This is a genomic window from Williamwhitmania sp., from assembly GCA_035529935.1.
In the GTDB taxonomy this organism is placed as follows: Bacteria; Bacteroidota; Bacteroidia; order Bacteroidales; family Williamwhitmaniaceae; genus Williamwhitmania.
The window spans coordinates 1-7,613 of sequence record DATKVT010000053.1 but is presented as its reverse complement, the minus strand read 5'-3'; the positions used below and the strand labels follow the sequence as shown (position 1 = coordinate 7,613).

At 45.0% G+C, this 7,613-nt stretch carries 5 protein-coding genes and 1 tRNA gene; 1 reads left to right on the top strand and 5 read right to left on the bottom strand.

All coding sequences use genetic code 11. The features are described 5' to 3' along the window. The 5 genes from VMW01_04030 to VMW01_04010 form a co-directional block, all read right to left on the bottom strand. Nucleotides 1–544, bottom strand: a 544-nt coding sequence (locus VMW01_04030) for a hypothetical protein (GenBank protein HUW05408.1), incomplete at its 3' end; no start/stop codon positions are given. A gap of 29 nt (nucleotides 545–573) precedes the next feature. Then, nucleotides 574–1,938 (bottom strand): glucoamylase family protein, encoded by a 1,365-nt coding sequence (locus VMW01_04025; GenBank protein ID HUW05407.1) that lies wholly within the window; start codon nucleotides 1,936–1,938, stop codon nucleotides 574–576. Continuing rightward, nucleotides 1,938–3,395 carry a RagB/SusD family nutrient uptake outer membrane protein gene (locus tag VMW01_04020; GenBank protein ID HUW05406.1) on the bottom strand — a complete coding sequence of 486 codons (1,458 nt, stop codon included), beginning with the start codon at nucleotides 3,393–3,395 and terminating at the stop codon, nucleotides 1,938–1,940. The genes VMW01_04025 and VMW01_04020 overlap by 1 nt, the downstream gene beginning before the upstream one ends. 11 nt (nucleotides 3,396–3,406) lie before the next feature. After that, complete coding sequence (locus tag VMW01_04015; GenBank protein HUW05405.1) at nucleotides 3,407–6,415, bottom strand: TonB-dependent receptor; 3,009 nt, start codon at nucleotides 6,413–6,415, stop codon at nucleotides 3,407–3,409. 797 nt (nucleotides 6,416–7,212) lie between these two features. Then, a tRNA-Gly gene (locus VMW01_04010) sits at nucleotides 7,213–7,285 on the bottom strand. 118 nt (nucleotides 7,286–7,403) lie between these two features. Here VMW01_04010 and VMW01_04005 point away from each other — a divergent pair. Next, nucleotides 7,404–7,613: hypothetical protein (locus VMW01_04005; GenBank protein HUW05404.1), on the top strand; the 210-nt coding region annotated here is incomplete at its 3' end.

Below are 7,613 nucleotides of genomic sequence, written 5' to 3'. Positions count from 1 at the left end.
AAAGCACCTTGCTAACGTCTCCATTTCTGGTATCTAACCAGGTGTATACGCTAGAGCTTTGATGCATTGTAAATCCTTTTAGCTGAACGGTATCAGGACGGCTTCCATTGGAACCTTCTTGCCACATTCCAATACCAGCATTCCAGTCAATGGTAGGATCAATGTAGGAGAAAATAAAGTTTGTTCCACCATCAAGGTTTTGAGTTCTTAACCATACAGAGTAGGTCATGCTGGAGAGGTTCTTCATCAAGGCATCAGGAGTAACATCAACGAAAGCAGTATCCATACCATGGTAAGCGGCAGCGGCTGTACCAAAACGGTCGGTAGTAAAGGTAACTCCATGATTAACTGCAACATGTCCCTTTTTATCGGTTACATCAGCGTTGAACTTAAAGTAGGCTACCAAGTTGTTAACAGCAACAGTGTCGGCCGAATTGGTAACCGTTGGATTGGTGTTGGTAGAACTACTGCTATCCTTCGAGCAGGATGCAAATGTGGCAGCAACTGCCAACGCAATCATCGAAAAAATTTTAGTGTACTTCATAGCTATTGATTTGTTTGGTTAGTGAACGATTATTTATTATAAGTAAAACCTAATTTTGTAAGCCCATTTTGAACGTCTTGATTTTTCATAAAGGTGTTCCAAAGTAAACCAGACCGATAGTTCTCAATCATTACAACTATAGGGCCCTGGTCGATGGCAAGTGTGGATGTTGCATACCAAGATTTGCCAATGTTAAAAGCGTCATTAAATCCATAGTTACCCCAAACCTTGGAATGTAGCCGGTGGTAGAAGAAACGTAGTGCCTTCATGCTCTCTACCGGAGTGTAAGGAAACGATGAGAGGGCTGCGGTAGGAGTGATGGTTCCGTTTTCGCCCCCACCAATACGGTAAGGAGCGTGAGCTTGATAGCCAACCACAGGATCATCACTAGCAGTAAGTCCCCAGCAGGAGTCGCTGTAGTAGCAATACTTGTAGGGGTTGAATACTGCATAGTCATGGTTTATTTGGCTTTGAGCCACATTTTGATCCCAGTAGTTTGCGTATTGGTCAGAGAGTCCTCGTGGATCCAAGCCAAGAAATGAGTAATGCGCAAAGAAAAGCGGGCCACCATAATCTTCCCCCAACGGCAGTATGTGCCCGAAAAAGAGTCGACCATTCTTAATACCACCATTATTGGCCCACCCATTATCATACACTTCTTTGGAGATTGGATGTGTGGGAGACGAAGCTGCTAGCACGTATGCAATAAGCCCCTCATTCCAGCCAGAAATATGCATGTTGATGTCGAAGTTGTAGTTGGGTGACCAGTGCCAAATCAGCACATTTTGCCCATTGGTATACCAGTTCCAATCAACGCCGTACCAGAGGGTATCGGCTAGCGCTCTGAGGCTATCCTCCTTAACCGTTGATGCATCGTAAAATTCACGGGCAGCAATGATCCCTTGTACCATAAAGGCTGTTTCAATCAGGTCACCGCCGTCATCTTCTGTGCCAAACGGAATGGTTTTACCGGTTGTACCATCCATCCAGTGCGACCAAGCTCCATGGTATCTGTCTGCTTTGCGCAAGAAGTTGAATAGCTTAAGCATGCGATCAACAGCAGCATCCCTATCGATAAAGCCCCGGTGGACGCCCGCAATAATAGCCATGATTCCAAAACCAGTCCCGCCGGTTGTTACTATATTTCCCGACGAGTTCCGTTCTCTGGCCATACCGGAGTTTGGTTCGGCGAAATCCCAGAAATACTTTACGGTTTGCTGTTGAACCTTATCGAGCAAGGCGCTGTCGCTTATCTCCTCGGCATAGTTCTCCAGAGAAGGACAGGTGTTGGTTGCTGTAGTGTCGTCTGGTGGTATTGTGTCCACAGCAGACTTGCTGCAGGAAAATCCAACCAGCAGGAGTAAAAGCGAACAGTATGTGGCAATCTTCAGCATTAGTATCCAGGATTTTGAATAAGTACGCCGTTGCTAAGGTCAATCTGAGACTGGGGTATGGGGAACACTTCATTTTTTCCGGCAACAAAACCTAGCGGTCCCAGTACCGTCGGAGCCTGCCCTGTTCTTACAAGGTCCTCGAAGCGGAACTCCTCAAGGGCAAATTCGGCCCTACGCTCATCCCAAACATCTTGTAGGGTGGGAGAGTCAATTGCTGGTAATCCTGCACGTTGCCGAACAAGGTTAAACGGTGTAGCTGCATCACCACCCACATGGAGTGCTGCTTCAGCATTCATTAGCAACACTTCGGCGTATCGAATCAATCGAATATTGTAGTCGACGGCGTAGTCAATGTCGTTGTATTTTATTTGAGTATAAACTTTGTAGTTGTAGTATGGGTTTGGACATGCTGCATTAATGGAGTCTCCTTCTGGAGTTTTGAAGCCTCTTGGAAGAACGGTTGCACCTTCACGTATAATATCATTTCTCCCATTAAAAAAGTTGACTAGTTTTTGGGATGGAACGCAGAATCCCCATCCTTGTAAGTGGGCAAAGTTGTTGCGAGGTCCCTGTTCAAAACCGTAGTCGCAGCGGTATCTGCCTTGATCCATTGATGAGTTCTGCAGCTCGAAAATAGACCCAATACCATTTTCTCCCTCCACGCGAAACATTTTGTAGAAGTTAGGGTAGAGCGAGTATGGACCGCCGGCAATTATTTCATCGGTAAGGGTTTTTACATCGGCCCATTTTTCTTCAAACATGCAGGTTCTAGCCAACAAGGCCTTTGCTGCCCAGCTGGTTGCCCTACCAATTTGGTCGGCGGTATAGGAGTCTGGAAGATAGGGAATAGCTTCCTTCAGATCCTTCTCAATGGCTGCATATACTTCTGCCTTGGTCGATCTAGGCACCTTAGCAAAATCATCAACTGTCTTTAGCGTATCCACCATTGGCACTCCTCCAAAGGCAACATTAAGTCGAAGAAACATGAATGCTCTGATGAATTTTGCTTCGGCAATCAGCTGATTTCTTGCAGAGGTATCCTTAAACTGCAGCTGGTTAAGCGCGCTAATGGCGTAGTTGCAGCTGCTAATTACGCTGTAGTGGTCACTCCAAAAGCTAGCTATGAGGTCAGTGTTTGCGTCGTAGGTAAAATTATTTAAGGCAATCATCGATGGTGAGTCGTCGGCAGTACTTCCCTTGTCGGCATCGTCGGAGGTAATTTCGAACATACCGATGTAGGGAAAGGCGCTAACACCAAAATCCCGGAGTCCACCGTATGCTGCACTAACGTACTGGAATGCCTCATCGGCAGTAAGCTGCTTCGTATAATCCGATGGTAGCTGCCCTTCTATTGGAACATCGAGATAGTTAGTACACGAAAGAATGGTTGCAGCCGTAATGGCTCCTAAAGCCAGTAAGTATGTTTTGCTCTTAAATTGTATCTTGCTGAATTTCATGGCGTCTAGGATTAAAATGTTGCGTTAATACCAAAGGTGTAGATGGCGGAAAGAGGGTTTGTTGACTCGTCGATACCGGTGGATATAGGATCGCCACCAATTTCAGGTGTAAATCCGTTATAGCCAAAGATGGTAAGCGGGTTTTGAGCATTTACATAAACTCTAAAACTCTTAAAACCAACTTTTTTAATAGTATTCTCTGGGATGGTATACCCCACTTGCACATTCCTTAGGCGGATGTAACTACCCGACTCAACGAAGAAGGAGTTTGGCTGAATGTTTTTTCGTGTAAGGGCTGCTGAGGGATAATCATTTGTCGATCCCGGGCCATTCCAGTGGTGCTGATAAAAATTGTAATCGTAGTTTCCGTCAGGGAATGCGTTTCTATCAATACGCTTTAAGTTGAAGATCTTATTCCCATAAACCCCTTGAATGGCCATGGATAGATCCCAATTTCCGTAGGAGAGACCACCCGTTAGGCCGTAGGTGAATTTGGGAATGGGGCTGCCCAGGTAGGTTCTATCGTCATTATTAATTTGGTTGTCGCCATTTGTATTTGCAAACTTAAGGTCGCCGGGAATGGCGTCGGGTTGTAGAACGGTTCCATCGGCGCTCTTGTAGTTTTCGATCTCAGTATTTGACTGAAATACACCAATGGCATTATATCCGTAAAAGGAACCAATGGGCTTACCAACAATAGTCCGGGTTATAAAGGCACCGTTTACCTGTGGTCCGTATAGCACACCCGACTCGTTATTAATGGCGAGCACTTCGTTGTGTATGAGAGTAAAGTTGGTGCTAACGTTGTATTTTATTTTGCCACTCTTCGTCTGACTCGACCAGCCAATAACCATTTCAATACCGTTGTTCTTAATCTTTCCATTATTCCCTAAAAGGTTATCTGTACCTGAGATTCCAACCACTGGTGCATTAAAAACGGCATCATGGGTGATACGGCTGTAGTAGTCGAGTTCAAAATTGAGTTTATTCTTAAAGGCATACGCCTCAACTCCTCCATCGTATTCCTCAATTACCTCCCACTTAAGTGGTTGCTTAATTACCGTTGAGAAGGTTAATCCAGGTATGTAGTTGTTGCCACCGAAAATTCCACCGTCGACGGGGCCACCATAGGTAATGCTGGAGTTGGCTGGAACGTTGCTATTTCCAAGTTTGCCCCAGCTACTCCTTATTTTAAGAAAGTTGATATACTTATTATGTTTTAGGAAGTTTTCCTCAGATAATACCCAACCCAACCCAAGGGATGGAAAGTAGCCCCATTGGTTATTGGCATACTTGGATGAGCCGTCGGCCCTGAAAGTCCCGGTTACAAGATATTTTGAGTCGTAGCTGTAGCTTACCCGAGTAAATCCTGAAACAACCCTGCTCAAGTTACCGCCATCGGTTGTTTGTTGTGTTCCATTGTCGCCCAATGACAGGTAAAGTGTTGCATTGGAGAGGTAAGGAACGTTGTAGCGAGTTCCACTGAGGTAGGTGTCGTAGAAATCCTGAACGGAGCTTCCCACCATTACCTTGAGGTCGCTCTTGCCAAAGGTTTGGCTGTAGTTCAAGGTGTTGTCCCAAATTAAGTTTCTTCTGAAGTTGAAAACCTTGTTGAGGTTGCTCGTATTGTTGTTTTGGAGCCCCGAAACGTAGAATACGGGTGTATAGGTTCGCTCGAGTCCAAATCCGATGTCGCCACTGAAAACGGTTCTAAAGTCGAGATGGTTATTGAGAAATTTAATGTCTAAGTATGCGTTGGGGAGAATGCTATAGCTTTCGGTGCGATTATCGTTGTAGTAAACCGTAGCTGAAGGATTTGCAAATGGACCTGAAAAGCCTAAGGCTGTTGGATCGGACCAGGCTCCTGTCGCATCTTTTGGCTTGTAGGCCGGTGGTGTTACATAGGCTTGGTAAAGAGCGTAATTGTTAGTTGGAACATCCATGCTCCGAGAAAAGATAAGCCCAAAGCCACCCGTGAAGTGTTTTGTAAAGGTATAGTCATTCTTTGCTCGGAAATTTATACGATCGTAATGGTTATTCTTGTTTCCCGTATTTATAAGTCCATCCTGGTAGAAATGGCTGAGTCCAAATGCGTAGAGGGTTTTATCGGTACCCCCATTTACGTTAAGGTCCACGCTTGAGATAAATGGATTGCGAAGGAGTTCTTGATACCACTGCGTGCTTACAGGGAAGTTAGCAGCATCGTAAAGGTTACCTGCTCCGGTTAGTCCTGTGCGTTGGTTTAGGAGCTCAATATATTGGCTTGTATTGGCCATTTTCACCAAATTGGTAGCGTGCTGTACCCCTGCGTAGGCCGAGAAGTTAAATTGCGGCTCTCCCTTTTTCCCTTTTTTAGTGGTAATGAGCACCACGCCGTTGGCGGCCTGAACGCCGTATATCGCGCCAGCTGATGCATCCTTTAATATCGAAATGTTGTCGATGTCGGAGTTGTTAAGAAAGTTGATGTCGCTTACAACCACTCCGTCTACAATGTAGAGGGGACCCGATCCGCTGGCCAAGGCTGTTCCCACGCCCCTTATTCGGATTTGTGGAGCACTGCCCGGTTCACCGTTATTGGTAACCGTAACGCCGGCTATCTTACCCTGAAGGGCCTGCGCTGGGTTTGCGGTGGCTTGTCTTGAAATTTCTTCCGATTTGAGATTCACAATTGGTGCAGTTAGGTCTTTTAGCTTCGAGGTGCCATAACCTATAACCACTACCGCATTAATTTTCTTCGACGATGCTTTAAGCACGACGTCAATGGTTGTTTGATTTCCCACAACAGCCTCGTATTGCTCCAATCCAAGCATAGAGAATACAATGGTATCGTTTTTTTGAGCGGAGATGGAATAGAGACCATCGAGATCGGTAATGGTTCCCCTGGTTGTGTTTTTAATAAACACATTAGTGCCAGGTAGAGTATTCCCTTGCTCGTCGACTACCTTGCCGGTAATCAGCTGTTGAGCTAAAAGCCATGAAGGGAAAAAAACAATCAGGCATATCGCATAGAATCTTTTCATGGTGTTAGGTAGTTAGTGTCGAAATCGAACACAAGTTATGGCTGAAAATGGCCGTTCCCCACAAACGTTTGCGGCTATTTGCTTTCTCAGGGTTAAAATAATTTAATGATGTGCTACATCATATCCTCAACAAATATTTTTAAAACGTTCATTAATAATTTGATGAATGAAGTATAAAGAGAACATTTGAGGTTAAGAAAAGTTAATTTAGCACAGCAGTTTATGGACCAATTTGAAACCATACCATAGCTGCTATTGGGGGTATTGTGATTAATGGTTTCACAAAATGATCGGCGCTATACCCCATATAATTATTGACCTTTTCATTTATAATTGTAGAATTATGTGCAATATTTGACCGATTTCATGGGTTGTGTGGTGTAGTTTGAAAAAATGGATAATTGCAAACGATTGCAGTAGAGATAGATTGAATATTATCGAATTACTTGATGGAATTCGATCGTTTTGATTGAACGACATTGAGCAATGTGCAATACATTTCGTCCCTTCAGAACTTCTCTGAATCTGCAGTGGCATACACAGGGCGATGCGCAGCAGAGCTCTTTGCTGTTACGTTTCGGGGTGTTGCCACTAATAGGTTGCTGTAAACATTAATATTTCAAAGTGTTTTCCCTGTTATGGACTCTCGCCCTGACGGAGCTAGATGTAGCAGCACAGGGTGCAGCCCTGTGCATAAGCCACCGGTAGGATTTGCGTGCTGAATGCCCGGCATGTGATGACTTCACCCTTTTTTCCAAAAAAAATGAAGGCCGTCCTTTCGAACGACCTTTTCATTGAGCGGGAAACGGGACTCGGACCCGCGACCCTCAGCTTGGGAAGCTGATGCTCTACCAACTGAGCTACTCCCGCCTGAGTGGTGCAAAAGTAGCATTTCTTTGTAAAAAAATTCACCACCTCCAAACATTTTTTGCTGCCTTGGCCTGATGTGGTATGCTTTATCTCTGATTTGCTCAGAAGATATAGATTGGTGGATTATAGGCAACAGGTGAGCAGCTTTGTATTGAGGCTAATGAGAATACACCCCGACTCACTTTTTTGGCCCGAGCGGCTCCCTTTCCTGTTCGTGCGCTACCTTTTGTGGGGAATTATACTAAAAAGGGGAGAGGATCGGCTCCCTTTTGGTTTTCTTGGGCTATCCTTTTTCCTCGCAGGGCTGGCTATTTTACTCCTAAGCCTA